The organism is Cellulomonas sp. APG4 (genome assembly GCF_009996735.1).
GTDB lineage: Bacteria > Actinomycetota > Actinomycetes > Actinomycetales > Cellulomonadaceae > Actinotalea.
This window is the reverse complement of the sequence record NZ_JAACYI010000001.1, coordinates 132,117-158,637: the sequence shown is the minus strand read 5'-3', so window position 1 is coordinate 158,637 and position 26,521 is coordinate 132,117. Positions and strand designations below refer to the sequence as shown.

The 26,521-nt window shown below is 72.7% G+C and carries 24 protein-coding genes; 19 read left to right on the top strand and 5 right to left on the bottom strand.

Annotated elements, in window-relative coordinates; genetic code table 11:
• Nucleotides 1–242 precede the first annotated feature (242 nt).
• Nucleotides 243–635: a hypothetical protein gene (locus GXB85_RS00705; RefSeq protein ID WP_161915732.1), complete on the top strand. Its 393-nt coding sequence runs from the start codon at nucleotides 243–245 to the stop codon at nucleotides 633–635.
• Here the strand turns inward: GXB85_RS00705 and GXB85_RS00700 are convergent.
• A complete protein-coding gene (locus GXB85_RS00700; RefSeq protein ID WP_161915731.1) occupies nucleotides 628–1,635 on the bottom strand; it encodes an epimerase in 1,008 nt (335 codons plus the stop codon). The genes GXB85_RS00705 and GXB85_RS00700 overlap by 8 nt on opposite strands.
• Before the next feature lie 139 nt (nucleotides 1,636–1,774).
• Between GXB85_RS00700 and GXB85_RS00695 the strand changes: the two genes are divergently transcribed.
• Nucleotides 1,775–2,398 (top strand): ClpP family protease, encoded by a 624-nt coding sequence (locus GXB85_RS00695; RefSeq protein ID WP_161915730.1) that lies wholly within the window; start codon nucleotides 1,775–1,777, stop codon nucleotides 2,396–2,398.
• Entirely contained in the window at nucleotides 2,398–3,003 is a 606-nt protein-coding gene (locus tag GXB85_RS00690; protein ID WP_161915729.1) for a ClpP family protease, read from the top strand. The genes GXB85_RS00695 and GXB85_RS00690 overlap by 1 nt, the downstream gene beginning before the upstream one ends.
• Here the strand turns inward: GXB85_RS00690 and GXB85_RS00685 are convergent.
• Nucleotides 2,984–3,382: a helix-turn-helix domain-containing protein gene (locus tag GXB85_RS00685; protein WP_161915728.1), complete on the bottom strand. Its 399-nt coding sequence runs from the start codon at nucleotides 3,380–3,382 to the stop codon at nucleotides 2,984–2,986. The genes GXB85_RS00690 and GXB85_RS00685 overlap by 20 nt on opposite strands.
• A gap of 273 nt (nucleotides 3,383–3,655) precedes the next feature.
• On the opposite strand from GXB85_RS00685, the gene GXB85_RS00680 reads away from it, so the two are divergent.
• The gene (locus tag GXB85_RS00680) at nucleotides 3,656–3,919 is read left to right on the top strand and encodes an HPr family phosphocarrier protein (protein WP_161915727.1); all 264 of its coding nucleotides are present in this window, start codon (nucleotides 3,656–3,658) and stop codon (nucleotides 3,917–3,919) included.
• A gap of 18 nt (nucleotides 3,920–3,937) precedes the next feature.
• Here the strand turns inward: GXB85_RS00680 and GXB85_RS00675 are convergent, their stop codons facing one another.
• Nucleotides 3,938–5,299, bottom strand: a complete 1,362-nt coding sequence (locus GXB85_RS00675; protein WP_161915726.1) for a PTS transporter subunit EIIC — start codon at nucleotides 5,297–5,299, stop codon at nucleotides 3,938–3,940.
• A 202-nt stretch (nucleotides 5,300–5,501) separates the two neighbouring features.
• Here GXB85_RS00675 and GXB85_RS00670 point away from each other — a divergent pair, with 202 nt between their 5' ends.
• From GXB85_RS00670 to GXB85_RS00645, 6 genes are all read left to right on the top strand, one after another.
• The gene (locus GXB85_RS00670; RefSeq protein WP_370523922.1) at nucleotides 5,502–6,278 is read left to right on the top strand and encodes a GntR family transcriptional regulator; all 777 of its coding nucleotides are present in this window, start codon (nucleotides 5,502–5,504) and stop codon (nucleotides 6,276–6,278) included.
• On the top strand, nucleotides 6,275–6,514 hold the full coding sequence (locus GXB85_RS00665) for a glucose PTS transporter subunit EIIB (RefSeq protein WP_161915725.1): 240 nt from the start codon (nucleotides 6,275–6,277) through the stop codon (nucleotides 6,512–6,514). Before GXB85_RS00670 ends, GXB85_RS00665 begins: the two co-directional genes overlap by 4 nt.
• A gap of 26 nt (nucleotides 6,515–6,540) precedes the next feature.
• A complete protein-coding gene (locus GXB85_RS00660) occupies nucleotides 6,541–7,032 on the top strand; it encodes a glucose PTS transporter subunit IIA (protein WP_161915724.1) in 492 nt (163 codons plus the stop codon).
• Nucleotides 7,023–7,736: an HAD family phosphatase gene (locus GXB85_RS00655; RefSeq protein ID WP_161915723.1), complete on the top strand. Its 714-nt coding sequence runs from the start codon at nucleotides 7,023–7,025 to the stop codon at nucleotides 7,734–7,736. Before GXB85_RS00660 ends, GXB85_RS00655 begins: the two co-directional genes overlap by 10 nt.
• Before the next feature lie 92 nt (nucleotides 7,737–7,828).
• Nucleotides 7,829–8,548 carry a LytTR family DNA-binding domain-containing protein gene (locus tag GXB85_RS18700; RefSeq protein ID WP_161915722.1) on the top strand — a complete coding sequence of 240 codons (720 nt, stop codon included), beginning with the start codon at nucleotides 7,829–7,831 and terminating at the stop codon, nucleotides 8,546–8,548.
• 8 nt (nucleotides 8,549–8,556) lie between these two features.
• A complete protein-coding gene (locus GXB85_RS00645; protein ID WP_161915721.1) occupies nucleotides 8,557–9,954 on the top strand; it encodes an ATP-binding protein in 1,398 nt (465 codons plus the stop codon).
• A gap of 4 nt (nucleotides 9,955–9,958) precedes the next feature.
• Here the strand turns inward: GXB85_RS00645 and glf are convergent, their stop codons facing one another.
• Entirely contained in the window at nucleotides 9,959–11,119 is a 1,161-nt protein-coding gene (glf, locus tag GXB85_RS00640; protein WP_161915720.1) for a UDP-galactopyranose mutase, read from the bottom strand.
• A gap of 362 nt (nucleotides 11,120–11,481) precedes the next feature.
• Here glf and GXB85_RS00635 point away from each other — a divergent pair, with 362 nt between their 5' ends.
• The 9 genes from GXB85_RS00635 (at nucleotide 11,482) to GXB85_RS00595 (ending at nucleotide 25,366) form a co-directional block, all read left to right on the top strand.
• Nucleotides 11,482–13,890: a glycoside hydrolase family 3 N-terminal domain-containing protein gene (locus tag GXB85_RS00635; protein ID WP_161915719.1), complete on the top strand. Its 2,409-nt coding sequence runs from the start codon at nucleotides 11,482–11,484 to the stop codon at nucleotides 13,888–13,890.
• A 136-nt stretch (nucleotides 13,891–14,026) separates the two neighbouring features.
• Entirely contained in the window at nucleotides 14,027–14,431 is a 405-nt protein-coding gene (locus GXB85_RS00630) for a hypothetical protein (RefSeq protein WP_161915718.1), read from the top strand.
• Between the two features lie 124 nt (nucleotides 14,432–14,555).
• The gene (locus GXB85_RS00625) at nucleotides 14,556–17,510 is read left to right on the top strand and encodes a glycoside hydrolase family 3 C-terminal domain-containing protein (protein ID WP_161915717.1); all 2,955 of its coding nucleotides are present in this window, start codon (nucleotides 14,556–14,558) and stop codon (nucleotides 17,508–17,510) included.
• Between the two features lie 123 nt (nucleotides 17,511–17,633).
• On the top strand, nucleotides 17,634–20,033 hold the full coding sequence (locus tag GXB85_RS00620) for a glycoside hydrolase family 3 C-terminal domain-containing protein (RefSeq protein ID WP_161915716.1): 2,400 nt from the start codon (nucleotides 17,634–17,636) through the stop codon (nucleotides 20,031–20,033).
• A gap of 25 nt (nucleotides 20,034–20,058) precedes the next feature.
• Entirely contained in the window at nucleotides 20,059–20,682 is a 624-nt protein-coding gene (locus GXB85_RS00615) for a hypothetical protein (protein ID WP_161915715.1), read from the top strand.
• Nucleotides 20,679–21,695, top strand: a complete 1,017-nt coding sequence (locus GXB85_RS00610; RefSeq protein ID WP_161915714.1) for a glycosyltransferase family 2 protein — start codon at nucleotides 20,679–20,681, stop codon at nucleotides 21,693–21,695. Before GXB85_RS00615 ends, GXB85_RS00610 begins: the two co-directional genes overlap by 4 nt.
• Before the next feature lie 61 nt (nucleotides 21,696–21,756).
• On the top strand, nucleotides 21,757–23,262 hold the full coding sequence (locus tag GXB85_RS00605; protein WP_161915713.1) for a peptide MFS transporter: 1,506 nt from the start codon (nucleotides 21,757–21,759) through the stop codon (nucleotides 23,260–23,262).
• Nucleotides 23,263–23,291: 29 nt separating this feature from the next.
• A complete protein-coding gene (locus GXB85_RS00600; RefSeq protein ID WP_161915712.1) occupies nucleotides 23,292–24,413 on the top strand; it encodes a Xaa-Pro peptidase family protein in 1,122 nt (373 codons plus the stop codon).
• Complete coding sequence (locus GXB85_RS00595; protein WP_161915711.1) at nucleotides 24,410–25,366, top strand: endo alpha-1,4 polygalactosaminidase; 957 nt, start codon at nucleotides 24,410–24,412, stop codon at nucleotides 25,364–25,366. The genes GXB85_RS00600 and GXB85_RS00595 overlap by 4 nt, the downstream gene beginning before the upstream one ends.
• Nucleotides 25,367–25,465: 99 nt before the next feature.
• Here GXB85_RS00595 and GXB85_RS00590 read toward each other — a convergent pair whose 3' ends face one another.
• Nucleotides 25,466–26,497 carry a L,D-transpeptidase family protein gene (locus tag GXB85_RS00590; protein WP_161915710.1) on the bottom strand — a complete coding sequence of 344 codons (1,032 nt, stop codon included), beginning with the start codon at nucleotides 26,495–26,497 and terminating at the stop codon, nucleotides 25,466–25,468.
• Nucleotides 26,498–26,521: the final 24 nt, after the last annotated feature.

Here is a 26,521-nt window from a genome sequence, read left to right as displayed (position 1 = left end):
CGACCTCAAGGCGCTCACCTCGGGTCGCGGCGGGCGCCGGCTGCCCGGACTCCTTTGCCCAGGCGGGTGTCCCACGACGCACATCCTCGAACCGATGCGCGAACCGGCGTGTCCTCGGGTGATGCAGCGCGCGCCGTGGGGTCTACGCTCGCCGCAGGACCGGAGAAGGGTTTCGCGTGGTGCGCGTGTCCAGCCGGACCGGGGCTCCCCGGCGCAGCCGTGACGGTCTCGGCCGTCGGCGGATGAGCACGACGCGCCCGCCGGCGGTGCACGTCGTCGACGTGTTCGTCTACGTGACGGTGCTGAACCTCGCCGTCGAGTACGTGCCGGCGGTGCTCAGCGAGACGTTCAGCCTGTCCCTCCTCACCGCCGTCCTGCTCAAGGCGGTCCTCGAGGTGGTGGTGCGCGTCAAGGCCGCCGTCGTCGGGCACCTGCGTGCAGCGGGTTCGGCCGCAGGACGCCTCGTTGCCGGCGGGATGCTCGTGCTCGTCCTGCCGGGATCGAAGCTCCTGGTGCTCTGGGTGGTGGACCTCGTCTTCGGCGACGCGGTGCGCCTCGGCGGGTTCTGGGCGGTCACCGCGCTGATCGCGGTGCTCCTGCTCGCGCGTCTCGGGGTGCGACGGCTGGTCACGTGATCGACGGACGGGACGCCGCCGCCACACCGCCGAGGTCGCCGCGGCGCCTTCGGCCCACGAGATCGAGCGCGGCACGCTCCCACGCGGGGTGCTCGAACGCGAAGCCGGCGTCGAGCAGGCGACCCGGCACCACGCGCCGGCTCTTGAGCAGCAGCTCGGTGTCGGTGCGCAGCACGAGCGCGCCGAGCTCGGCCATCAACCGGGTCGCAGGCAGGCCGACCGGCACACCCCAGGCGCGGCGGAGGGATCGCATGAACACCCGCTGGGGGAGGGGCTCGGGAGCCGCCACGATCACGGGGCCGTCGAGGTCCTCGCGTGCGAGCAGGAACGTCACGGTCCGCACCAGGTCGTCACCGTGGACCCAGGACACGTACTGGCCTCCGCCCGCGACCGGCCCGCCGAGCCCCAGGCGGGCCATCCAGGACAGGTAGTCGAACACGCCGCCGCGATCGGGCGTCATCACCATCGCGGTGCGCAGGGCGACGCGCCGGGTGGCCGGGAGGTCCGCCTCGGCGAGCGCGGCCTCCCACCGCCGCGCGATCCGCACGCTGTACTCCCAGGACAGGGGGACGTCGGGCTCGTCGCCGCCGATCACACCGGTTGCCTCGTTGTGCGGACGGTCGTCGCCGCGGCTGCGGGAGTCGGCGTAGATCGTGGCCGTGCTCATCTGGAGCCAGACGGACGGCGGCCGCTCGGCGCGGGCGATCGCCTCGCCCACCACGCGCGTCGAGTCGACCCGGGACGACATCATCGCCCGCAGGTTCGCGTCCGTGTACCGACAGCTCACGCTGCGTCCCGCGAGGTTGATCACGGCGTCTGCGCCGTCGATCTCGGCAGCCCACGGGCCGAGGGTGCGGCCGTCCCAGACCGCGTGCCGCACGCCGTCCTCGAGCTGCTCGCGGCGCCGGCTCAGCACGGTGACCTCGTGTCCCTGCGCGCTGAGCGCACGGCGCAGCTGCCCACCGACCTGTCCCGTGCCGCCGGGGATGACGATCTTCATCGCCCCACCCTAGGGCGGCGTCTGCCGCGGGCGGATCCGCCGACGGCAGACGTCGCACCCCGGGCGTGGGAGCCGGTGGTCGCATGGGCTCGTGCCACCGGACGCGCCGGTCGCACGCACCGACCACCGGAGGACGACCATGACCGCCGCCACCCTGGCGACCGCCCCACCCGCCGTCGGCGGCTTCGACGACCAGCTCGCGACCCGCCTGCTCCACCAGCGCATCCTGGTGCTGGGGCAGCAGGTGGACGACGCGGTCGCGAACCGGCTGTGCGCGGGCCTGCTGCTGCTCTCCGCCGAGGACCCGAGGCGCGACATCGCGCTGTACGTGAACTCGCCCGGGGGCTCGATCAGTGCGGCGCTCGCGATCTACGACACGATGCGCCTGGTGCCCAACGACGTCGCGACCCTCGCGATGGGGCTCGCGGCGAGCGCGGGGCAGTTCCTGCTGAGCGCCGGCACCCCGGGCAAACGCTTCGCCCTCCCGCACGCCCGGGTGCTCATGCACCAGCCCTCGGGTGGCTTCCAGGGCACCGCAGTCGACATCGCGATCCAGGCCGAGAACCTCAGCCACACCAAGCGCACGATGCTCGGGCTCATCGCCGAGCACACGGGCCACCCCGTCGAGCGGATCGAGGCGGATGCCGACCGGGACCGGTGGTTCACGGCCGACGAGGCCCGCGACTACGGGTTCGTCGACCGCGTGGTCGCGAGCCTCGACGACATCCGGCCCGAGGGCGACGCGCGGACGGTGGGGCTCTGATGGCCGGCCAGTACACGATCCCCACGGTCGTCGAGCGCCTGCCGCGCGGGGAGCGCGCGGCCGACGTCTTCAGTCGCCTGCTCTCCGACCGCATCATCGTGCTCGGGACCGAGATCGACGACGGCGTCGCGAACGTGGTGGTGGCGCAGCTGCTGCACCTGCAGTCCGAGAACCCGGACGCGGACATCCACCTGTACCTGAACTCCCCGGGCGGCTCGCTCACGGCGCTCATGGCGATCTACGACACGATGCAGTACGTGCGTCCCGACGTCGCGACCTTCTGCCTGGGGCAGGCGGCGTCGGCGGCGGCCGTGCTGCTCGCGGCCGGGGCGCCGGGCAAGCGGTTCGCGCTCGAGCACGCGCGCGTGCTCCTGCACCAGCCCTCGGGCGGTGCCCAGGGCACCGCGGCGGCCCTCGAGATCCAGGCCCGTGAGGTGCTGCGGATGCGCGCCGAGGTCGAGGAGGTCCTCGCGCGTCACACGGGTCAGCCGGTCGAGCGCCTGCGCGCCGACACCGACAGGGACCTCGTGCTCACCGCTCCGCGCGCGGTCGAGTACGGGGTGGTGGACGCCGTCGTGACCTCCCTCAAGCGGCCAGCGCCATGACGCGCGCCCCGACCTGCACGGTCCCAGCGGACGGTGCGGACGGGGCACCGGCGGTCGCGGGTCCGGCGGCGCGGGAGGTGAGGCTCAGGACGCGTGCGCCGGGCCCGACGAGCTGGTCGTGGGCGCGTGCGAGCAGGTCCGCGAGCGACAGGCCGAGCGCTCCGCATACGGCGACGAGCACCTCCGACGACGCCTCCTTGCGGCCTCGTTCGATCTCGGACAGGTAGGCGACCGACACGCGTGCCTCGTGCGCGACGTCGCGCAGCGTGCGGTCGGCGTCGGTCCGCCGGTCTCGCAGGATCCGCCCGACGACGTGGCGCAGCAGCGGGGGCGGCGCGGGGCGGGTGAGTGCGAGCGGCCTCGCGGCGGTGCGGCTCATGACGTCTCCTGTGGGCCCGGGTGGGTCGTGGCCCGTCGGTGCCCCGAGGGCCCGGCGGCTCCTTCGGACGCTAGCCGCGCACGCGGCGCGGCACGCCGTCGGGGTGTCTGCCCTGGGCGTACAGGGGGCGGGACCGTCGGCCGACACCTTGGACGACGGGGAGGCTGCGTGCCGGGCGACGGCACGCACCCTCCCCGGTCCCGTGGCGGCGGGCTCTCGACGGCGCTACGGTGGTCCAGACCACTTGTCGTCCCCGTCCGTCCGGAGGCCCCCGTGCCCGAACGTCGCGTCACCGTCGCCTTCGCCGAGGGGCTGCACGCCCGCCCCGCGGCGCTCTTCGTCAAGCTCGCGGGCTCCCAGCCGGTCCCGGTGACGATCGCCAAGGACGGCGCCGCGGCGCAGCCCGCGTCGAGCATCCTGTCCGTCATGGCGTTGGGCGCGAAGCAGGGCGACGAGGTGGTGCTCGCGGCCGAGGGCGCCGAGGCCGGTGCGGCGCTCGACGCCCTCGAGGCGTTCCTCACGACGTCCGAGCCGTAGCCCGCGCGCCGCGCGTCGTCAGCCCGACGTCCGGCCGGGCGCGGGCTCGTCGCCCGTCCGCACCGTGCCGGCGCCGGCGGTCGCGCTCGCCCCCGCCGCGGAGGCGTCGACCGGCTGGTCCACGAGCACGTTGTTGTCGGCGACGGTGTCGTCGTCCTCGCGGCCCGGCGTCCGCAGGTTCCAGCGCGTGATGACGAACCGGAACAGCACGTAGTACAGCGCGCCGTAGGCGAGCCCGATCGGGATGAGCAGCAGCGGCTGCTCGGCGATCCGGAAGTTGAGCAGGTAGTCGATCGCGCCCGCGCTGAAGCCGAACCCGCTGCGGATGTCGAGTGCGTTGACCAGGGCGAGCGACGTCCCGGTGAGCACGGCGTGGATCGCGTAGAGCGGGTAGGCCACGTAGACGAACGCGAACTCGAGGGGCTCGGTGACGCCGGTGACGAACGAGACGAGCGCCGCCGATCCCATGATGCCCGCGACGATCTTGCGCTTGGCGGGCTTGGCCGTGTGGACGATCGCGAGCGCCGCGGCCGGCAGCGCGAACATCATGATCGGGAAGAAGCCCGTCATGAACGTGCCCGCCGTCGGGTCGCCGTGCAGGAACCGGTTGATGTCGCCCTGCCAGATCTCGCCGTCGGCCTCGAACTCGCCGAACTGGAACCACGGGAGCGAGTTGAGCAGGTGGTGCAGGCCGATGGGCACGAGCAGGCGGTTGGCCGTGCCGTAGACGAACCCGCCGAGGATCGTGCTGCCGGTCACGAACTGCCCGACCGCGGTGAGGCCCGCGTCGAACACGGGGTAGACGAGCGTCCCGATGACGGCGATGAGCACGGCCGAGCCCGCGGTGACGATCGGCACGAACCGGCGCCCGCCGAAGAACGCGAGGTACGGGGGCAGCTTGATCCGGTAGAAGCGCTGGTACAGCAGCGCGGTGACCACGCCGATGACGATGCCGCCCAGCACGCCGTAGTTGATGAGCTCCTGCGTCTCGCCCTCGGCCGCCTCGCCCAGCGCGAACGGGGACAGCGCGTCGGTGACGCCCTTGAACACGAGGTAGCCGATGACGGCGGCCAGGCCGGTCGAGCCGTCCGACTTGCGTGCGTATCCGACCGCGATGCCGACGGCGAACAGCAGCGGCAGGTTGGCGAAGAGCGCGTTGCCGGCCGATCCGAGCACCGACGCCACGGGCAGCAGCCAGTCGCCCCAGGCGCCCGCGAGGCCGTCGGCACCCAGCATGTCCGGCTGCCCGAGCCGGAGGAGCAGGGCCGCCGCGGGCAGCGACGCGATCGGGAGCATGAGGGAACGCCCCATGCGTTGCAGCTGGGCGAAGCCGGGGATCGGTCGCTTCTCGCGGACCTCGGGGGCTGTCGTGGCGGTCATGCGCGTGCACTCCTCGTCGTGTGCGGTGCGCGACGGCGGGCGCCGGCGCGCTGCGCGTCCTGGGGCGGGCGTCACTGCCCGCAGGACCGTGCTGGGGACATGCTGTGCTAGATGTCTGGACCAGTCGGCCCCACCATGATGGGATGGCCCCGCAGTGTCAAGGGGTCGGTGCCGAGGGTGCGACGAAGGGGTTGCGACGGACGTGGGTCACTCGCTCAAGTACGTGCGTGTGCGCGACTACCTGCGCTCGCTCGTGACCCACGAGCTCGAGCCCGGGGACGTGATCCCCTCGGAGCGCGTGCTGTGCGAGCGCTTCGGGATCTCGCGCATGACGGTGCGCCAGGCGGTCGACGCGTTGGTGGTCGAGGGGCTGCTGGTGCGTGAGCAGGGACGTGGCACGTTCGTCGCCCCGACGAAGATGGACATGGAGGTGCGCCTCACCTCGTTCGGCGAGGAGATGCGCCGCCGCGGCATGGAGCCCTCGTCGCACGTGCTCGTCGCCGAGCAGGCGCCGGCGGCCCCCGACGTCGCCGACGCGCTCGACCTGCAGCCCGGTGAGCCCGTGCACCACCTGCACCGCGTGCGCTACGCCGACGGCACCCCCATGGCGATCGAGCAGGCCTGGCTCCCGGTGGCGCTGGTGCCCAACCTCCTGGCCGACGGCGTGCCCGAGAGCGTCTACGGCGACCTGCGCCGCCGCGGCCTCGAGCCCGACTGGGGCGAGGACACCGTCGCTGCCTCGGAGGCGGACGCCGAGGACGCCGAGCACCTGGGCCTGCGTCCCGGCGCGGCCGTGCTGCGTGTCGAGCGACGGACCTTCACGGGCGACGTCGCCCTCGTGTACTCCCGGTCCGCCTACCGGGCGGACCGGTACGTGCTCTGGGTCCCGCTGCGCCAGCCCAGACCGGCGCTCACACCCCGCGGGGGCGCCGTCGCCGCCGCCTCCGCCGCGGGACCCCTCGGGAAGGTGGACGGATGACGTACCAGGACCAGGCGACCCGGATCCTCGCCGGGCTCGGCGGGGTCACCAACATCGTCGAGATCGAGCCGTGCACCACGCGGCTGCGCTCAGAGGTGCGCGATCCGGCACTGGTCGACGCCGCCGCGCTGCGTGCCGCCGGCGCGCACGGCGTGATGATCGCCGGCCACGTGGTGCAGGTGGTCGTCGGTCCGACGGTCGACGTGCTCGCCTCCGACCTCGAGGAGCTGATGTGACACCTGGACCCCACGACGGAGGAACCGTGAGCGAGACCCGACCCGAGGCGGCTGCGCCCACCACACCGCTCGTCGTGCATGCGCCCGTGGACGGGACGGTCCTCGCGCTCGCCGACGTGCCCGACCCGGTGTTCGCCGGCGCGATGGTGGGTCCGGGGCTCGCGATCGCCCCGCGGGTCGACGGCGGTGCGGTGGCGGCGGTCGCCCCCGTGGCCGGCACGATCGCCAAGCTCCACCCGCACGCCTTCGTCGTCGCGGCGGACGGCCGTGCGGTGCTGGTCCACCTCGGCCTCGACACCGTGCAGCTCGCCGGTGAGGGCTTCGAGCTCGTCGTCGCCGAGGGGGACCGCGTGGACGTGGGCGACGTCGTCGTGCGGTGGGACCCCGCCGCGGTCGAGGCGGGCGGACGCTCGCCGGTGTGCCCGGTGGTCGCACTCGACGGGCCCACCGAGGTCGCGGGCCGAGTGGCGCCCGGGGCTGCCGTGACCGCGGGCGACCCGCTGTTCGCGTGGGAGTGAGCGGCCGCGTCACCGAGCTCGTGCGCGCGGGCGGTGCCCTGCTGCTCGACCTCGACGGGACCCTGGTCGACAGCGAGCCGATGCACCGCGCGGCCTTTGCGGCCTACTTCGCGCTGCGCGGCTGGGACGTGCCCGACGACGTCGTGCGGCAGTTCGCGGGCAGGCGCGGCCACGAGGCGTTCGCCCAGGTGGACGGGCCGTGGGCAGGCGAGGACCCGGCAGAGCTGACCCAGGGCGTGGTCGACGCGCTGCTGCGCACCACGACGCGCCCGCTCCCGGTCCCGGGGGCCGCGTCGCTGCTGACCGCGTGCCGCGAGCTCGCGGTGCCGACCGCCGTGGTCACGTCCGCCCGGCGCTCGTGGGCCGAGCAGGTGCTGCGCGGGCTCGGCGGGTGGCCCGTCGCGACGGTGACGGCCGAGGACTGCACGCGAGGGAAGCCGCATCCCGAGCCGTACCTGCGCGGTGCGCAGGTGCTCGACGTGACGGTCGCGGCCGCCGTCGTCGCCGAGGACACGCCCGCGGGCATCGACGCGGCGCGGGCCGCGGGGGTGGCGCACGTGATCGGCATGGCCACGACCTACCCGGGAGAGGCGCTGCTCGAGGCGGGCGCCGACGACGTGGCCACCGACCTGCGGGATCTCTCGGCGGCTGTGCGGGCGGCCGCAGGGGGCACCGGCATGACACCGCGTGCGGGGCTCACCTAGCATCTGCGCGACACGCCGGGCCCGGGTGGTGGGGGCCACGCGGGAGCCAGCCCGGCCGTACGCGCACCCGTGCGCGCGAGCCCCGAGGAACCGTGACAGTGATCAGGATCGGCATCGCCGAGGACGACCCGGCCAGCGCCGCGCTCCTCGTCGACTACCTGCGCCGCTATGAGCGCGAGCACGACGAGCAGTTCGCCGTGACGACCTTCCCCGACGGCGAGGACGTCGTGGCGGGCTACCGACCCGACTTCGACATCCTGCTGCTCGACATCGAGATGCCGCGGCTCGACGGCTTCAGCGCGGCCGAGCGCATCCGCCTCGTGGACCCGACGGTGGTGATCATCTTCATCACCAACATGACGCAGTACGCGATCAAGGGCTACGAGGTGGACGCGCTCAGCTACGTGGTCAAGCCCGTGCCGTACTTCGCGTTCGCGCAGGAGATCAAGCGCTCGGTGGCGCGGCTGCGGCGCCAGTCGGCCGACTACCTGCTGCTCCAGGTCGAGGGCGGCCTGGTGCGGGTGCCCACCGACGACATCGTGTTCCTCGAGTCCGCCAAGCACCGCACCACGGTCCACACGGTCGACGGCAGGCACTCGGTGGTGGCGCCGCTCAAGGCGCTCGAGGCGCAGCTCGAGGGCAAGCACTTCTTCCGCAGCAACAGCGGCTACCTCGTCAACCTGCGGCACGTGCTCGGCGTGCACGGGAACAGCTCGCTGCTCGTCGGCGGGCACGACCTGCTCGTCAGCCGCTCGCGCAAGAAGGCGTTCCTCGCCGCGCTCACCGACTACCTCGGGGCGCGGCACACATGATCGGCGACGTGCTGCCCGACGCGTCGATCCTCGCGACGCTCCCCGACATCCCGCGCCCGCTCACGGGGCTCGCGGAGTGGCTGGCGTGCGTGGTCTACGTGCTGCTGCGGCGTCCCCGGCTGCCGCGGGCGCGGCTCGCGCTGCTCGCCGTCGGCGCGCTCGGCGTGCAGGTGGGGGTCCAGCAGCTCGCGGGTCAGCTGCCGCTCCAGCTGTGGACCCTCGGGATGGCGGCCGCGGTCGCCTCGATGTACGGCTTCATCATCGCGGCGGCCAGGGTGTCGGTGCGCGACGCCGGGTACTTCGCGGCCCGCGCCCTGGTGCTCGCGGAGCTGGTCGCGGCCCTGCACTGGCAGATGCACTGCTTCTTCTTCCTGCCCGACGGGCGCCCCGGGCTGAGCTGGCAGGTCGCCTTCTTCGTCCTGGTCTACGCGGCCTCGTTCGTCGGTGCGTTCGTCGTCGAGGCGCGCCACTTCCGGCCCACGCAGGCCCTCGACGTGACCCACGTCGAGCTCGCCTCGGCCGTCGCCATCGCGCTCGTGACCTTCTTCATGAGCAACATCAGCTTCCTCAACGCGAACACCCCCTTCAGCGGGCGGCTCGGCCTCGAGATCTTCTACATCCGCACGCTCGTGGACCTCTGCGGGTTCGTCGCGCTCTACGCCCAGCAGGGGCAGCGCCTCCAGCACCGGGCGCGTGCGGAGGTGCGCGCGATCGACGAGATGCTGCGCCGTCAGCACGAGCAGTACCTGCAGTCCAAGCGCAGCATCGAGATCGTCAACCGCAAGTACCACGACCTCAAGCACCAGATCGGCGTGATCCGTGCCGAGGGCGACCCGGCCAGACGCGCGTCCTACCTCGACGACCTCGAGGCGAGCGTCGCGGACTACGCGGCCCAGGCCGACACGGGTAACGGCGTGCTCGACGTCATCCTGACGACCAAGAGCATGGAGTGCGCGGAGCGCGGGATCGACCTGACGTCGGTGGTCGACGGCGGGGTGCTCGACTTCATGTCCGCGATGGACGTCGCCGCCGTCTTCGGCAACGCGCTCGACAACGCGATCGACGGTGTCATGGCGGTGCCCGAGCCCGAGAAGCGGCTCATCAAGGTGGCCGTCTACACGCGGGACCGGTTCGCGCTGCTCACCTTCGAGAACTGGTTCACGGGCGAGCTGCGCACCGAGGACGGCGACATCGTCACGCGCCGCCAGGACAGGACGCGGCACGGGTACGGCCTCAAGTCGATCCGCTACACCGCCGAGAAGTACGGCGGCTCGATGACGGTCAACGTCGAGGAGCACTGGTTCGTGCTCCGCGTGCTGCTGCCGCTGCCGCAGGACGGCGCCGTCGGCGGGGCGCCGCGCGTCACGGCGGTGCGCGGTGCGGCACGCGACGCACGGCCCCGGTGACCGCTCAGGCCTGCGCCCGGCCCCCGGCCGTCACCACGCCCGAGTCCCACAGCGACAGGGCCGACGCGATCGCCATGTGCATGTCGAGGTACAGGTACGAGCCGAGGCGCCCGCCCAGGTGCACGCCGGGCTCGTCGGCCGCGAGCTCGCGGTAGACGCGCAGGCGCTCGCGGTCCTGGGGTGTCGCGACGGGGTAGTACGGCTCGTCGTCGGCCGTGGCGAAGCGTGAGCGCTCACGCATGATGACCGTCGCGTCCTGCGCGTGGCGGTCCTCGCGCTCGGGGTGGAAGTGGCGGAACTCGTGGATGCGGGTCCAGGGGACGTCGAGGTCGGCGTAGTTCATGACGCTGGTGCCCTGGAAGTCCCGGACCGGGACGGTCCGCGTCTCGAGGTCGAGCGTGCGCCAGCCGAGCGGCCCCGCGTGGTGGTCGAAGTACCTGTCGACCGGACCGGTGTAGACGATCGGCACCTGGCCGCGCGCCGCCGCCTTCGACAAGGGCTGCGCAGGGTCGAGGAAGTCGGTTCCGAGGCGCACGTCGATGCGGGGGTGCGACGCCATGGCCTCGAACCAGGCCGCGTAGCCGTGGGTCGGCAGCCCCTCGTACGGGTCGGAGAAGTACCGCGTGTCGTAGGTGTAGCGCACCGGCAGGCGGGCGATCACCGAGGCCGGGAGCTCACGCGGGTCGGTCTGCCACTGCTTGGCCGTGTAGTCGCGGATGAAGGCCTCGTACAGCGGGCGCCCGATCAACGAGATCGCCTTGTCCTCGAGGTTCGTCGCCGTCGCGGGGTCCACCTCGGCGGCCTGCTGCGCGACGAGGGCGCGCGCCTGGGCCGGGTCCATCGCGGCCGAGAAGAACTGGTTGAGGGTGCCCAGGTTGATCGGCAGCGGGTACACCGTGCCGGCGTGCGTGGTCATCACGCGGTGCCGGTACGCGGTGAACGACGTGAAGCGTCGGACGTACTCCCACACGCGCTCGTTCGACGTGTGGAAGATGTGCGAGCCGTAGCGGTGCACCTCGATGCCCGTGGCGTCGTCGACGCTGCTGAACGCGTTGCCGCCCAGGTGGTCGCGGCGCTCGACCACGGTCACCTGCAGCCCCGCGCTCGCGGCACGCTCGGCGACCGTGAGGCCGAACAGCCCGGCACCCACGACGAGCAGGTCCATGCTGCGGCCTCCGGTCCGGTCGGGGCCCCGTCGCCCGGGGCGCGACGAGTCTAGGGCGGCGTGCGGCCGCGGGACGAAGGGCCCGGACCAGGTCACGACCCGGGCCCGACGGCGTGACCTCGTCGTGACCCCGTCGTGACCTCGTGGACTGTTCGTGCGCCGAAAACGACCGTTCGTGCACGCGCGCCCCGGCGGTCGTGCGGCCGTTCCTACGTTGACGCTGCGGCCCGGAGGACCACCCCGTCCCCGGTCCGCGATCGGTTCGCACACAGCGCTGTTGCCGCGTGCGTCCCGTCGACCGGCCCCGACGACGGCGGGCGGCGGCGGACGTGGGCAGGGTCGCCTGAGGCAGAGGAAGGTCAATGAGGACTAGGACAACGGCGGGACGGCTCGACCGCAGGTCACCGGGCGCCAAGGGAGCGGCGGTCGTCGCGGGGTTCGCCCTCGTGGCGCTGGCCGGTTGCACGGCCTCGTCACCGGACGAGGAGACCCCCGACAACGGGTTCGCGACGCGTGAGGCGTCCGACGGCACCACGACCTTCGTCGTCGTCGAGAACCCCGACGGCGGACAGAAGCTGACGTTCGCCAAGGACGGCCCGATGGAGCTGCTCGAGGTCGAGGACGGCGGCAGCACCCTGGCGTTCAAGGACATGAACGCCAACGGCGAGCTCGACCCGTTCGAGGACTGGCGGCTCGAGCCGGCCGAGCGGGCAGCGGACCTCGCGGACGACCTGACGATCGAGCAGATCTCGGGACTCATGCTGTTCAGCTCGCACGAGCGCTCGCCGGCGGACGGCCTGACGGACGCGCAGAAGACGTACCTGTCGGAGTCGCACCTGCGCAACGTGCTCAACGCGGGCGGCTCGGACGTCGAGGAGAACGTCACCTGGGTCAACGCGATGCAGGCGTACGTCGAGTCGCTCGGCTCGGACGAGCTCCCGTACGTGCCGGCGAACTTCAGCTCGGACCCGCGCTCGGAGGCGCAGTCGGGCTCGAGCTACGTGCCGACGGGCTCGGGCGTGTCCCTGTGGCCCTCGGTCCTGGGCCTCGCGGCGACGTTCTCGCCCGAGACGGTCGAGGACTTCGCCCGGATCGCGTCCGAGGAGTACCGCGGTCTCGGCATCTCGAACGCGCTGAGCCCCCAGATCGACCTCGCGACCGAGCCGCGCTGGCTGCGCGTGTCCGGCACGCTCGGGGAGAACCCCGAGCTCGCGGCGGAGCTCGCCGCGGCCTACGTCAAGGGCTTCCAGGGCACCTACGACGAGGACGGCGCGTACGTCGGCTTCGGTGAGGACACCGTGCCCACCACGATCAAGCACGCCCCGGGCGACGGCGCGGGTGAGGGCGGCCGCGAGTCGCACACCTCGGTGGGCAAGTACGCCGTGTTCCCCGGTGACAACCTCGAGGACCACGCCGCGGTGTTCGAGGCGGCCTCGGAGTCTCTCGGCATGATGACGAACTACTCGATCATGCTTGACGGCGACGGCAACCCGCTGCTGGGTGACCAGGCCGTGGGCACGGCCTACAACGCCGAGGCGCTGCGCATGATCCGCGAGGACATCGGCTTCGACGGCGCGATCGTCACCGACTGGGGCGTCATGACCGGCGCGAACGACCCGGACGCGTTCATCGCGACCGCATGGGGCGCCGAGGGCATGGAGCCCGTCGAGCGGTACCTGCAGGTGCTCGCGAACGGTGTGGACATGTTCGGCGGCGTCAACGACTCGACGCTGATCCTCGAGGCCTACGACCTGTGGACCGAGCGCTTCGAGGCCGGCGAGCTCGACGTCGACGCGGACACGCGCTGGCAGCAGTCGGGTGCGCGCATCCTCACCGGGTACTTCGCCCCGGGGCTGTTCGACAGCCCGTTCGTCGAGCTCGAGCAGTCGCTCGAGACGGTCGGCAGCGAGGCGAACGTGGCCGCGGGCTTCGACGCCCAGCTCGACTCGGTGGTGATGGTCAAGAACGACGGCACCATCGCCGAGGGTGCGGACTGGTCGGACAAGACCGTCTACATCCCGCACACCTACGACACGGGCCACGCCGGCCTGTTCGGTCCGGGGACGTACACCGAGGGCGCGACGCTGAGCGTCGAGGCGGCCGAGGAGCTGTTCGGCACGGTCGTGACCGACACGGTCGAGTACGACGACGAGGGCCAGGTCACGTCGATGACGGCCCCCGACCTGTCCGACGTCGACGCGGTGCTCGTGGGCCTGCGCTCGCCGAACAACGGCGAGCCGTTCACGGCGGCGGGCAAGGACGCCGAGACCGGCGCCTGGTACCCGTTCTCGCTCCAGTGGGCGCCCTACACGGCCGACGGCGCGAACGTCCGCACCACGTCCATCAGCGGTGACACGCTCGAGGACGGCTCGAAGGAGAACCGCTCGTACTTCGGTGCGACCTCGCGGATCTCGAACCAGGCCGACATCGAGGCGTTCGAGCGCGCGGTCGCGGCCGTCGAGGCCTCGGGCAAGGACATCCCGGTCGTCACGATCGTCAAGGCCAACAACCCGGTGGTCCCCGCCGAGTTCGAGGCGCGTTCGGACGCGGTGCTGGTGGGCTTCGGGGTCAGCGACCTCGCAACCCTCACGGTGGCCGCCGGCCAGCACGAGCCGCAGGGCCGTCTGCCGATCGGCTTCCCGGCCAGCATGGACGCCGTCGAGGCGCAGAACGAGGACGTCGGCGAGGACATGACCACGCACGTCGACGCCGCCGGCAACGACTGGGCCTTCGGGTTCGGCCTGAGCTACGCGGGCCCGATCACGGACTGATCGCCCGCGCCCGCGGGTGGCCGGCCGTGCGTCGGCCGCCCGCGGGCACCCACCGCCCCGCATCTCCCGGTGCGTGCGCGGTGACGCACGACCGGCTGCGGGGTGGGCCCGCAGCCAGACCTCTCAAGGAGCAGATGTGAAGCGCAAGGTTCTGACCACCGGCCTCGGCCTGCTGGTCGCCACCACCGGCGTGCTCGGCCTCACGGCGTGCAGCAGCGACGACGCCCCGTCGGGCGAGGCGGCCGAGACCGCGACGGCCGACGTGGACGTCGCGGAGGACCTCCAGACCGCGCGCCAGGCCGTCCTGGACGCGCTCGCCGAGGAGGACTGGGCGCAGGTGATGCTCGCGAGCGACGTCACCAACCCCACGGTCAAGTACGGCCTGATGGTGATGCCTTTCGTCCCCTCGGAGGCGGCCGAGCGCGTCACGGGCACCGTGAACATCGACGGGGGCGACTTCGTGATCGAGGCCGAGTCCGCCGAGACCGGCGAGACCTGGCAGATCGACCAGGACGGCGCCATCACCCAGGTGACCGAGTAGCCATCGGCCCCGGGCGACGTCGGGCGCCCGTCCCACGACCTGTCGGACGGGCCCCGCACGTCGGCCACACTCGAGGAGGAATGCTGTGAACGCCAGGGCGAGGTCCGTGCGCGCGAGGAAGCCGATGTCGAACAAGAAGTTCCTGTGGATCTGGGTGCCGGTGCTCACGACCGTGGCGGTGCTCACGGTCGTCGCGAACATCGGGCTCAGCGTCGCGGGCGGCTGGGTCGCGTCCCAGCTCGGCAGCGGGACGTACACGTTCACCAACGCGGAGGAGTCCGCGGGCTGGGACACGGAGTACTACACGTCCGACTACGCGGACATGGACGAGGTCGACGCCGCGGCGCGCGAGCTCGTCGAGGAGATCGCGGGCAACGGGATCGTGCTGGCGAAGAACGAGGGTGCGGCGCTGCCGCTCGCGCCCGGAGGCCGCGTCACGATGCTCGGCCGCGCGGCGGCCGACCCGGTGTTCGGCGGCTCGGGCTCGGGCTCGGTCGACACGAACTCCGCGGTGACCCCGCGCGCAGGCCTCGAGGAGGCCGGCTTCGAGGTCAACGACACGGTGTACGCGACCATCGAGGCCTTCACCGCGGAGAACCCGCGCGGCCACATCGAGATGGACAACCCCGAGGCGTCGAGCTACCAGATCGGTGAGCTCCCCGTCGAGCAGTACGAGGCGCAGCAGGCATCGTTCGCGGACTACGCCGACGCCGCCGTCGTCTACCTGGGCCGCCCCGGCGGTGAGGGCGGCGACCTCGCGCGCGACATGACCGGCCGGGACGAGGACGCGGTGGAGGGCCAGCACCAGCTCGAGCTCAACCAGGACGAGCTCGACCTGCTCGCCCTCGCGACCGACAGCTTCGAGACCGTCGTCGTCGTGGTGAACTCCTCGACCACCATCGAGATGGGTCCCGTCCAGGACGACCCGGGCGTGGACGCCGTGCTGCTCGCGGGCTCGCCGGGGGCGACCGGCTTCAGCGCGCTGGGCAGCATCCTCGCGGGTGACGTGAACCCGTCCGGACGCACGGCCGACGTCTGGGCCGCCGACTTCACGGCCGACCCGACGTTCGTGAACTTCGGCGAGTTCGTCTACGAGGACCTCGAGGTGAGCTATCCGGTCTCGGCGATCGAGAGCGCGAGCTCCAACGCGACCGTGACCACCCAGGCGCCGTTCGTGAACTACGCCGAGGGCATCTACGTGGGCTACCGGTACTACGAGACCGCGGCCGCCGAGGGCTTCCTCGACTACGACGAGGCCGTCGTCTACCCGTTCGGCTACGGCCTGGGCTACACCGACTTCGCGTGGGAGGTCGTCGACACGCAGCTCGGCGCGGTCGACGGGACGGTCGCGGTGACCGTCGAGGTCACCAACACCGGCGACGTCGCGGGCCGTGAGGTCGTCGAGCTCTACTACTCGGCGCCCTACACGCCGGGCGGCATCGAGAAGGCCGAGGTCGTGCTCGGGGCGTTCGACAAGACCGCGCTCATCGAGCCCGGGCAGAGCGAGACGGTGACGCTCGAGCTCGCCGTCGAGGACATGGCGTCCTACGACCACCTGGGTGAGCGTGCCTACGTGCTCGAGGCGGGGGAGTACGAGCTCACGCTCCGCACCGACTCGCACACCGTCGCGGCGGGCACCGAGCCGATCGGCTACACGGTCGACTCCGACGTCGTCTACGCGGGTGAGGACCACCGCTCCACCGACGCGGCCGAGGTCACCAACCGGTTCGACGACGTCTCGGCCGAGTTCAGCACGGAGCCGCAGGAGGGCAAGATCCTCGCGATGTCGCGCGCCGACTTCGCCGGGACGTTCCCCACCCCGCCGACGCCCGACCTGTACGTCGCCGACGAGGCCGTGGCCGAGGGCTTCGCGCCGTGGGACGCAGAGGCCGCGGCCGAGGCGTTCGACGGCGAGATGCCGACCACCGGCGCCGACTCCGACCTGACGCTCGCCGACCTGCGCGGCCTGCCCAAGGACGACCCGCAGTGGGCCGAGCTGCTCGACTCGCTCACGGTCGGCGAGATGACGGACATGCTGCTCAACGGCGCGTACCAGACCGCGGCCATCGCCTCGATCGCGAAGCCGCAGACCGTCGAGCCCGACGGCCCCGCGGGGTTCTCGTCGTTCATCAACTCCTCGATCAACGGCGTCGCCTACCCGTCGCAGTTCCTCATCGCGCAGACGTGGGACGTCGAGCTCGGCACGGCGATGGGGCAGATGCTCGGCAACGAGGCGCTGCACAAGGGCATCAACGGGTGGTACGCCCCGGCGGCGAACCTGCACCGCTCGCCGTTCGGCGGACGCAACTTCGAGTACTACTCGGAGGACCCGTTCCTCTCGGGCGCGATGATGACGGCCGTGGCCGACGGCGCCGCGGACAAGGGCGTCTACACGATGCTCAAGCACTTCGCGCTCAACGAGCAGGAGACCAACCGCGTCAACAACGGCATCGCGACGTGGGCCACCGAGCAGACGATCCGCGAGCTCTACCTCAAGCCGTTCGAGATGGCCGTCAAGGGTGTCTCGATGGACGTCGAGTACGTGGCCGACGACGAGGGCACCCTCGCCGAGAGCACCGTGGGCGCGGGCGGCGTGATGAGCTCGTTCAACCGGGTCGGCGCCACGTGGGCCGGCGGCTCGCAGGCGCTCATGACGGACGTGCTGCGCGACGAGTGGGGCTTCGAGGGCTTCGCGATCTCGGACTTCAACCTCTACCCGTACATGAACCCGAACCAGGGGATCCACGCGGGGACGGACCTGACGCTCACCTTCCAGCCGTCGAAGTCCTTCGCGGACACGACGTCGGCCAAGGCGGTGACCGACATCCGTGAGGCGACGCACAACATCCTGTTCACGGTCGCGAACTCCAACGCGATGAACGGGCTCGCGCCCGGTGCGACGGTCACCTACACGCCGCCCACCTGGGTCTACGTCCAGATCGGGGTCTCGATCCTGCTGGGCCTCGTGGTCGTGGTCGGTGGCCTCCTGGTCGCCCGCCGGGTCGTGCGGCACCGCCGCGTGACCGACCCCGCGACGTCGAGCGGCGCCGACGAGCCCGTGCTCGCCGGGCGCGGCTGACCCACCCCACCCCACCGAGCTCACCGTCAGGCCGGCGGCGCCCACCACCGTCGGCCTGACGGTGGGTGGGCCCCGCACACCCACCCACCGGCCCGGCGTCCGCCTCCCCACGATCGAGGAACCATGATCGAGAACCTGTCGCTGCTCGAGAAGGCAGCCCTGCTGACGGGGAAGTCCGTCTGGGAGACCCACGACCTCCCGCGCCACGGCGTCCGCTCGCTGTGGCTCGCCGACGGGCCCCACGGCGTGCGCAAGCAGGTGGGCTCCGCGGACCACCTGGGCCTGAACGCCTCCGAGCCCGCCACGTGCTTCCCGACGGCGGCCGCGGTCGCCAACAGCTGGGACCCGCAGCTCGCCGAGCGCGTGGGAGCGGCGATCGGTGCCGAGGCGGCGGCCCAGGGCGTGGACGTGCTGCTGGGCCCGGGCCTCAACGTCAAGCGCTCACCCGTGGGCGGTCGCAACTTCGAGTACTTCTCGGAGGACCCGCTGCTGTCGGGCCGCATGGCCGCGGGCTACGTCCGTGGCATCCAGTCCCACGGCGTCGCGGCATGCCCCAAGCACTTCGCGGCGAACTCCCAGGAGCTGCGCCGGATGGTCTCGGACTCGGTGGTCGACGAGCGCACGCTGCGCGAGATCTACCTGACGGCGTTCGAGGTGGTCGTCCGGGAGGCCGCACCGCGCACGGTGATGTCGTCGTACAACCTCGTCAACGGCGTCTACGCGCACGAGAACCCGTTCCTCCTGACGCAGGTGCTGCGCGAGGAGTGGGGCTTCGACGGCGCGGTGGTCTCGGACTGGGGCGGGTCGAACGACGTCGTCGCGGCCGCGGCCGCGGGCGGCACGCTCGAGATGCCCGCGGCGGGGCACGCCTCGACGCGTGAGCTCGTCGCCGCGGTGCGCGCCGGCCGGCTCGCGGAGGCCGACCTCGACGCCCGCGCCGCCGAGGTGCTGCGGCTCGCGGCCGAGGCACGCGAGCCCGGCACCGCGCCACCCGTGGACCCCGACGCGCACCACGCGCTGGCCCGTGAGGCCGCCGCGCGCTCGGCCGTGCTCCTCAAGAACGACGACGGCGTGCTCCCGCTCGCGGCCGGCACGCGGGTGGCCGTGATCGGCGACTTCGCGCGCACCCCGCGCTACCAGGGCGCCGGCTCGTCCGCCGTGAACCCGACCCGGCTCGACTCGGTGGTCGACCTCGTCGACGCGTCCGGGCTGGTCATGACGGCGTTCGCTGCGGGGTTCCGGCGCGACGGCACCCCGGACGCCGCGCTGCGTGCCGAGGCCGTCGAGGCTGCACGCGGCGCCGACGTCGTGCTGCTCTTCCTGGGCCTCGACGAGGTCGCCGAGTCCGAGGGCCTGGACCGGGCGCACCTCGACCTGCACCAGGCGCAGCTCGACGTGCTCACCGCGGTCGCCGAGGTGAACCCGCAGGTGGTCGTGGTGCTCGCGGGCGGTGGGGCGATCGCCACGCCGTGGCTCGGCTCGGCGCGGGCCCTGGTGCACGGCTACCTCGCAGGTCAGGCCGGTGCGGGTGGGCTGCTCGACGTGCTCACGGGCGTCGTCGACCCGTCCGGTCGCCTCGCCGAGACGCTGCCCGTGCGCCTCGCGGACCACCCCACCGCCGGAAGCTTCCCCGCGACGGGTGCGACCGCCGAGTACCGCGAGGGCCTCTACGTGGGCTACCGCTACTTCGCGACGGCCGGCGTTCCGGTCGCGTTCCCCTTCGGCTTCGGCCTGTCGTACACGAGCTTCGCGTACTCCGACCTGCGGGCGACGGCGCAGGCCGCGACCGTGACCGTGACGAACACGGGTGACCGCGCGGGCGCCGACGTCGTGCAGGTGTACGTGCGGCGGGTCTCGCCCGGTGTGCACCGTCCCGACCGGGTGCTCGCGGGTTTCGCGCGTGTCGAGCTCGAGCCCGGGGCGTCCGCGACGGTCACCGTGCCGCTGGGCGACGACGCGGTGCGCCACTGGGACGTGCGCACCGGGGCCTGGGAGGTCGAGCAGGGGACGTGGGAGGTGCTCGCGGGCGCCCACGTGGACGAGCTCCCGCTGAGCGCGCGGGTCGACGTGCCGGGCACGGTGCCGGCGCGCGACGAGGACGTGCCGGCGTGCTACCGCACCGGCGACGTGCGTGACGTCGACGACGCGAGCTTCGCGGCGCTGCTCGGCCGCCCGCTGCCGGCGGACCGGCGCTCGGGCCCGCTCACCGCCAACGACCCCCTGGGGCGCATGGCCGACGCCCGGTCCCCGCTCGCACGCCTTGCGGCCCGCGTGCTCACCTGGCGCCTCGCTGCGGCCGAGCGCAAGGGCGCCCCGGACCTGAACCTGCTGTTCCTGCAGAACATGCCGCTGCGGGCCATCGGGAAGATGACCAACGGCCAGGTCGACGCGGCGACGGTCGACGGCCTCGTGCGCCTCGTCAACGGCCGGTTCCTCGCCGGCGCGGGCGCGGCGCTGCGCGCCTACCTACGCAACTGGCGCGCCAACCGCCGCACGTCCCGCGACCTGCGCCTCGGCGCGTGACCCCACCGACCCGGAGAACCCGATCATGATCACCCGCCTGCGCGCCTGGTGGCGCTCGTTCGCCGAGCGGCGACCGGGCGTCGCCCAGTTCGTCGTCTTCTTCCTGCTGAGCAACGGCATCACCGTGCTCCAGCTGGCCCTCATGCCACTCATCAAGTGGGCCTTCGGCATGACCCCGCTGGTCGACACCGCGTTCCAGGTGTGGCCGATCGGCTCCAACCCCGACGGCTCGCAGTACTTCGTGTTCGACTACGCCGCGGGCGCGCTGCCGGCCGGCGGCGGGGGGCTGGCATACTTCCTCGCCGTGCAGATCACCCTGCTGATCGCGCAGGTGATCAACTTCTTCGCCCAGCGGAACATCACGTTCAAGTCGAACTCGTCGGTCGGCAAGGCGGCGATGTGGTACGCGATCGCCTACGTCGCGATCACCCTGCTCGCGGCGGCCGCACAAGGTCTCTACAAGGCGCCGATCTACGAGCTCTTCATCGACACGTGGGCGCTGGGCGGCACGGGGGAGACCCTGGCCGACGTCCTGACGATGATCATCAACGCGGCGATCTCGTTCTGGGTGTTCTTCCCCATCTTCAAGGTGATCTTCAAGCAGGTGCCCGCGGCACCGCCCACGCCCGCCAGGGTGGCAGCGCCGTGACCCCGCTGCTCACCGTCGTGATCCCGGCCTACCAGGCCGAGGCCTACCTGGGCCGTGCGCTCGACTCGGTCGTCGGGTTCGGGGCCGAGGTCGAGGTGCTGGTGGTCGACGACGGCTCGACCGACGCCACGGCCGCCGTCGGGCACGCCTACGCCGAGCGGCACCCCGAGGTGCGCGTGCTGAGCAAGCCCAACGGCGGCCACGGCTCGGCCATCAACACGGGCCTCGACCACGCACGCGGCACCTACCTGAAGGTGGTCGACGCCGACGACTGGCTCGACCGCCAGGCGCTGGGCCGTGTGCTCGCGACGCTGCGCGAGCTGGTGCGTGAGGAGCGCGCGGTGGACCTGCTCGTGACGAACTTCGTCTACGAGAAGGTGGGCAAGCGCACCAAGACCGCCGTCCGCTACACGGGTGCCCTGCCCCGGGGTCGTGTGCTCACCTGGGCGCGCACGCGCAGGTTCGCCAAGCGGCAGTACCTGATGATGCACGCGCTCACCTACCGCACCCAGGTCCTGCGTGACGCCGGCCTGCGGCTGCCCGAGCACACCTTCTACGTCGACAACCTCTACGCCCTGGTGCCGCTGCACCGCGTGCGCACGCTCTTCTACCTCGACGTCGACCTGTACAGGTACTTCATCGGGCGGGCCGACCAGTCGGTCCACGAGGCCGTGATGCTGCGCCGGCTCGACCAGCAGCTGCGGGTCAACTGGCTCATGCTCCAGCACGTCTCGCGCACCGAGGTGGACGACCGACGCCTGCGGCGCTACCTGCTGCACTACGTCGAGATCATCTGCGCGGTCTCCTCGATCCTGCTGCTGCGCGCGGGCACCCCCGCCTCCCTCGACCAGAAGGACCTGCTGTGGGCCAGGCTGCGGACCGAGGACCCGTGGCTCTACCGCCGCGTGCGCTGGTCGGTGCTCGGTCAGATCTCGAACCTGCCGGGCCCCGCCGGACGTCACGCGTCGGTGCTCGCGTACCGGGTGGCCCAGCGGGCGATCGGCTTCAGCTGACGACGCCGGCCCGCACCCGGGTCGAGTGGTCGGTCGACCGACGCGGGTGAACCATGGCCGGATGGCCACGGATGAACCCGCACGCACCGGCGCCGCAGCCCCCGCACCGTCCGACGACGGGCGCGGCCCCACGTTCCTGGGGCAGCCCCGTGGGCTCGCCAACCTCTTCAGCGTCGAGCTCTGGGAACGCTTCTCGTTCTACGGCATGCAGGGCATCGTCCTGCTCTACATGTACTTCGAGGTCGCCGACGGCGGCCTCGGCATGGACCAGGGCGTGGCCGCGGGCATCGTCGGCGCCTACGGCGGCTCGGTGTACCTGTTCTCGGTGCTCGGCGGCTGGGTGGCCGACAGGTTGTTCGGCTCCGAGCGCACGATGCTCGGCAGCGCGGTGCTCATCATGCTCGGCCACATCAGCCTCGCGCTGCTGCCCGGAGCCGCGGGGCTCGCCGTCGGGCTCGTGCTCATCGCGGTGGGTTCGGGCGGGCTCAAGGCGACGATCACCAACCTCGTGGGCTCGCTGTACCCGGCCCGCGACCCGCGTCGCGACGCGGGGTTCTCGATCTTCTACATGGGGATCAACATCGGTGGCCTCGTAGGCCCGCTGCTCACGGGCCTCGCGCAGCAGCGCTACGGCTTCCACCTGGGCTTCGGCCTCGCCGCGATCGGCATGGCGATCGGCCTCACGCAGTACGCGCTGGGCCGCAAGAACCTGCCCGACGACGTGCACCGCGTGCCGGACCCGCTCCCGCGCGAGCAGTACGGCCGCTACGCGGCGCTCGCGGCGGGCGCCGTCGTCGTGCTCGCGGTGCTCGTGGTCACCGGGCTGCTCGACGCGGGCAACCTCGCCGACGTCGTGGTCGCGGCCACCGCGGTGGCTGCGATCGGGCTATTCGCGGTGCTCCTCACGAGCAGGCGCGTGGACGCGGACGAGCGTTCGCGCGTGCTGTCGTTCATCCCCATGTTCATCGGCTCGACGGCGTTCTGGGCGCTGTTCCAGCAGCAGTTCACGGTGATCACGATCTACTCGGACACGCGCCTGGACCGACGCCTCGAGGGGCTCCCCCTGATCGGGGACTGGACGATGCCGATCCCGTGGGTCCAGTCGTTCAACCCGTTCTTCATCATCCTGCTCGCACCCGTGTTCGCGGCCCTGTGGACGCGGCTCGGCGACCGTCAGCCCACGACCCCCGTGAAGTTCGGGCTGGGCATCACGCTCATGGGCAGCGCGTTCCTCGTGTTCCTGCCGATGGTGGGCGTGCAGGCCGTGCCCGTGCTGTGGGCCGCGCTGATCCTGCTGGTCGCGACCCTGGGCGAGCTGCTGCTCTCACCCGTGGGACTGTCCTTGACGACCAAGCTCGCGCCGCGCGCGTACCCCGTGCTCATGGTCGCGCTGTTCTACCTGTCCCTCGCGCTCGGCACCGCGCTGTCGGGCACCCTCGCGGGCTTCTACAGCGAGGAGAACGAGGCGGCGTACTTCGGCACGCTCGGTGCCGTCACGATCGGCATCGGCGTGGTGCTGCTGGCGCTCGCGCCGCGCATCACGAGGATGATGCGAGGGGTGCGCTGACCAGCGGCCACCGACGAGGGGAGACCGGCATGCGTGACCCGTGGGCGGCCGAGCTGCTGACCGAGCGGCTCGCGACGGCAGCGAGCACCGCGGCGCGGGCGGGCATCGACGCCCTGCTCGTGACGCCCGGACCAGACCTGCACCACCTGACCGGCTACCGCGCGCTCCCGCTCGAGCGGCTCACATGCCTCGTCGTGCGGTCCGGCGCCGATCCCGTGCTGGTCGCACCGCGGCTCGAGGTCGCGGCCGCGACGGCGTCCCCCGTGGGTGCGCTCGGCATCGAGGTGGTGGGGTGGGACGAGACCGACGACCCGTACGCCCTCGTCGCGTCCTTGGTGCCCGGTGCCCGCGCCGTCGGGCTGGACGACCACATGTGGGCCGAGAAGGTGCTCGCCCTGCGCGTCGCGCTGCCGGACGCGACGCAGCGCCTGGCGGGGGAGGTGCTGGGCGAGCTGCGCATGCGCAAGGCGCCGGCCGAGGTCGACGCGCTGCGCGAGGCCGCGCGGGCCATCGACCGCGTGCACGCGCAGGTGCCGGGCTGGCTGCGCGCCGGCCGGACCGAGCGCGAGGTGGGGGCCGACATCGCCGCGGCGATCACGGCCGAGGGGCACGCGAGCGTCGACTTCGTCATCGTCGGCTCGGGCCCCAACGGCGCGAGCCCGCACCACGAGCTCTCGGACCGCGTGATCGAGGCGGGCGACCCCGTGGTGGTGGACATCGGCGGCACCACTGCGGCCGGCTACTGCTCCGACTCGACCCGCACGTACGTGGTGGGGGAGCCCGCCGACGACGTCCTCGCGTCCTACGAGGTGCTGCAGCGCGCGCAGGCCCGCGCCGTCGAGGCCGTGCGCCCGGGCGTCACGTGCGCCTCGGTGGACGCCGCGGCGCGCGAGGTGATCGCGGCGGCGGGCCTCGGCGAGCGGTTCATCCACCGCACGGGTCACGGCATCGGCCTCGAGACCCACGAGCACCCGTACGTGGTGGCGGGCAACGAGCGCCTGCTCGAGCCCGGCATGGCGTTCTCGGTCGAGCCCGGCATCTACCACCCGGGCCGGCACGGCGCCCGGATCGAGGACATCGTGGTGTGCACGCAGGACGGCGTGGAGCCGCTCAACCTCACCACGCACGAGCTGGTCGTGGTCGAGGCGTGAGGCCCGCGCTGCGCGCGACGGCGCTCGCGGTCGCCGTCGGCCTCCTCGCGGTCGCCTGCGCGCCGACCGCCCCGACGGCGGACCGGGCGTCCGCAGGGGTGGCACGCCCGGCCGGGCCGTCCGGGACAACCGGGCCGTCCGGGACAGCTGCGCCGTCCGAGACAGCCGAGCCGCCGGCGACCGCGCAGCCCGTCGTCCTGCCGCCCGTGGTGGGGACCTTCGACTACCAGCTCGGGGGCGCGTACGACGAGGTCGAGATCGACGGCGCGGCGGTACGGCCCGACGTCGTCGTCCGGGACGCGACCGCCTCGCCGCTCGAGGGTGCGTACGACGTCTGCTACGTCAACGGCTTCCAGACGCAGCCGGGCGACGACGAGCTGTGGCTCGCGCGTCCCGAGCTGCTGCTGCGCGATGCCGAGGGTGAGCCCGTGCGGGACCCCGCATGGCCCGACGAGTACGTGCTCGACCCGTCCACGCCCGGGCAGCGCGCGGGGATCCTCGAGGTGCTCGGGCCCGTGCTCACCGGCTGCGCCGACGCGGGCTTCGACGCGGTCGAGGTCGACAACCTCGACACCTGGACGAGGTTCGACGGCGTGGACGAGGCCGGGGCGCACGCGCTCGCCGCGGCGTACGTCGACCTCGCGCACGGCGTGGGGCTGGCGATCGGGCAGAAGAACGCTGCCGAGGCCTCGGCGATCGCGCACGACGAGCTCGGCTTCGACTTCGCCGTGACCGAGGAGTGCGCCGCCTGGGACGAGTGCGCGGCGTACACCGACGTGTACGGCGACCACGTGCTCCAGGTCGAGTACCCCGAGGCGCTCGCCGAGGCCGGGCTCACGTTCGCCGACGCGTGCGCACGTGGTGACCGCGCCCCGCTGATGATCCTGCGTGACGTGGACCTCGTGCCGTCGGCCGCTCCGGGCCACGTGTACGCGGCCTGCGCGCAGGGGTGACGCGACCGGGCGAGGAGGTCGCGACGCCGGCGCTCGTCGGGTCGTCCGTGCGACGCCGCGAGCGGCTCGGTCAGGTGCGGCGCGTGGGCGGTGCGGGCGCTAGTAGACGAGGACGCGCGTGCCCTTCGGTACGCCCCAGACGTCCCAGATCCAGTTCATCGCGGCGTTCGACACCCGCACGCAGCCGTGCGAGGCCGGCCACGGCGGGATCGACGGTGAGCCGTGGACGGCCCAGCCCTTGTGGAAGTACTTGGGCCGGTACATCGAGCCGAGCTCGAGCGAGGACTCACGCACGCCGTCGACCTCGCGCACGATCGTCCAGTCGCCCGTGGGTGTGACGGCGCGCTGCCGCCGGCCGAGCGCCGTGTAGGTCTCGCCGTTGCCCGAGGACGCGTTGACCACGCGCGTCACCACGCCGTCGTCGACGGCGAGCAGCAGCTGGCGTGCGAGGTCGACCTCGATCACCCGGCCCGACGTCGTGCGGGGCGTGGGCCGCGTGCCCGCCTCGAGCGCCGCGAGCGTGTTCGGTCCGACGAGCCCGTCGCGCGTCAGGCCCGCCGCCTTCTGCAGGGCCCACACCGCCTGCTGGGTCGCGGGGCCGAAGTCGCCGTCGGCCGCGGGCAGGAAGTACCCCAGCTCGGTGAGCCGTTCCTGGAGCGCGAGCACCTCGGGGCCCTCGTCGCCGTAGACGAGCGGCTCGGGCTCGGCGGGCTCCTCGGGCGTCGCGTCGGGCGCGGTGGGGGACGGCTCCTGCGGTGCGGGCGCGGTCGGTGCGGGCTCGGTCGGTTCAGGCTCAGGAGATCCAGGCTCGGTCGGTTCGGTGGCGGGGTCCTCGGTGGGGCTCGGTGTCCGGGTCGCCCCAGGCGTCGTCGTCGGCCCGGGGGTGGGGTCGGGCGCGCTCGGGGATTGTGCTGTTCCGGGCCCATCCGCGCCGGGCGACACGACGTCGTCGTCCACGGCCGCCGGGAGCTCGTCGGGCTGACGCACAGGCGCCGCGCCCGCACAAGCCGTGAGCGCGAGGGCGCAGCCGAGCGCCAGGGCGGTGGCCGGGCGCCACCTGCGCCACGCCTCGCGGCGCCACCCGCCCGGACCGCGACCGTCCCTCGCGTGCGTCCTCGTTCCCTGCGGCATGCCCACCCCTCGCGCGTGCGTTCG

Bases quoted from the DNA above. Each gene is read 5' to 3' on its own strand.
- GXB85_RS00705 (WP_161915732.1), top strand. From the start codon at position 243: ATGAGCACGACGCGCCCGCCGGCGGTGCACGTCGTCGACGTGTTCGTC.
- GXB85_RS00700 (WP_161915731.1), bottom strand. From the start codon at position 1,635: ATGAAGATCGTCATCCCCGGCGGCACGGGACAGGTCGGTGGGCAGCTG.
- GXB85_RS00695 (WP_161915730.1), top strand. From the start codon at position 1,775: ATGACCGCCGCCACCCTGGCGACCGCCCCACCCGCCGTCGGCGGCTTC.
- GXB85_RS00690 (WP_161915729.1), top strand. From the start codon at position 2,398: ATGGCCGGCCAGTACACGATCCCCACGGTCGTCGAGCGCCTGCCGCGC.
- GXB85_RS00685 (WP_161915728.1), bottom strand. From the start codon at position 3,382: ATGAGCCGCACCGCCGCGAGGCCGCTCGCACTCACCCGCCCCGCGCCG.
- GXB85_RS00675 (WP_161915726.1), bottom strand. From the start codon at position 5,299: ATGACCGCCACGACAGCCCCCGAGGTCCGCGAGAAGCGACCGATCCCC.
- GXB85_RS00665 (WP_161915725.1), top strand. From the start codon at position 6,275: ATGACGTACCAGGACCAGGCGACCCGGATCCTCGCCGGGCTCGGCGGG.
- glf (WP_161915720.1), bottom strand. From the start codon at position 11,119: ATGGACCTGCTCGTCGTGGGTGCCGGGCTGTTCGGCCTCACGGTCGCC.
- GXB85_RS00635 (WP_161915719.1), top strand. From the start codon at position 11,482: ATGAGGACTAGGACAACGGCGGGACGGCTCGACCGCAGGTCACCGGGC.
- GXB85_RS00625 (WP_161915717.1), top strand. From the start codon at position 14,556: ATGTCGAACAAGAAGTTCCTGTGGATCTGGGTGCCGGTGCTCACGACC.
- GXB85_RS00620 (WP_161915716.1), top strand. From the start codon at position 17,634: ATGATCGAGAACCTGTCGCTGCTCGAGAAGGCAGCCCTGCTGACGGGG.
- GXB85_RS00615 (WP_161915715.1), top strand. From the start codon at position 20,059: ATGATCACCCGCCTGCGCGCCTGGTGGCGCTCGTTCGCCGAGCGGCGA.
- GXB85_RS00605 (WP_161915713.1), top strand. From the start codon at position 21,757: ATGGCCACGGATGAACCCGCACGCACCGGCGCCGCAGCCCCCGCACCG.
- GXB85_RS00600 (WP_161915712.1), top strand. From the start codon at position 23,292: ATGCGTGACCCGTGGGCGGCCGAGCTGCTGACCGAGCGGCTCGCGACG.
- GXB85_RS00590 (WP_161915710.1), bottom strand. From the start codon at position 26,497: ATGCCGCAGGGAACGAGGACGCACGCGAGGGACGGTCGCGGTCCGGGC.